Below are 776 nucleotides of genomic sequence, written 5' to 3'. Positions count from 1 at the left end.
GGATACACTGCAAGTATATCTTGGAGGTATTTATAATGTTGCAATTAGCTTAGAAATAGAAACTCAAAATAAAGGTGTATTTTACTTATTGGGAGACATATTTCGTTCGGCAATAGGTCCTAATATTATATTGAAAAATATAAATATTATACCAAGTTCAAGAATATTTAATGAAAGAATATTTTTTAATGACAAAGTATCTCAAATAATCCCCATGATTGGTCAAAGTAATTTATATCTTGGTTTTATATTATCTCCACTTTTAGGTATTTGTTTTATTTACTTTGCTATATATTTAACTAAAAAATTAATTCAAGTAAAAAGGATTGAATTGATATATGTACTATCTTTGTTTAGCGGAAGGATTGGGTTTGTTATGGCACAGAACGGTAATATCTTATTAAATGACTTAACATTTTATTTTCCGTTATTTCTTTTAATTTATTATATAAATAACAAAGTAGTGATTAAAAATGAAAAATCGTAGTAATATCATATATACATTTAGTGGTAATTTAGTAGTGGCATTTGTAAAATGGTTAATTTTAATAATAATAGTTAGAAGTAGTAATCCGCAAGATGTAGGATATTATACCTTTGCAATAGCAATAACTGCACCATTTATTCTTTTTATTAATATGAGATTAAGGTTAAGATTTATCGTTGAAAATTTAGATTTTTCAGTTATAAAGAAGTTAAGAAGTGTGTTAAATATAATATGTATTGTTGTTATATTTATTATTGCTTATATATTTTACTCAGAATATATATATTAC

The 776-nt window shown here is 23.6% G+C and carries 2 pseudogenes; both read left to right on the top strand.

Going from position 1 to position 776, the window contains the following annotated elements:
• Positions 1 to 487, top strand: a pseudogene (locus ACF91D_RS31025) (capsule biosynthesis protein CapI); the annotation flags it as partial.
• Positions 474 to 776: pseudogene (locus tag ACF91D_RS31020) on the top strand (hypothetical protein); the annotation flags it as partial. The pseudogenes ACF91D_RS31025 and ACF91D_RS31020, both read left to right, overlap by 14 nt.

Source organism: Staphylococcus sp. 231237_7MaSpsaltlick (assembly GCF_043107035.1).
Note: the sequence above shows the minus strand (reverse complement) of the source record. Positions and strands in the feature narration are given on the sequence as shown.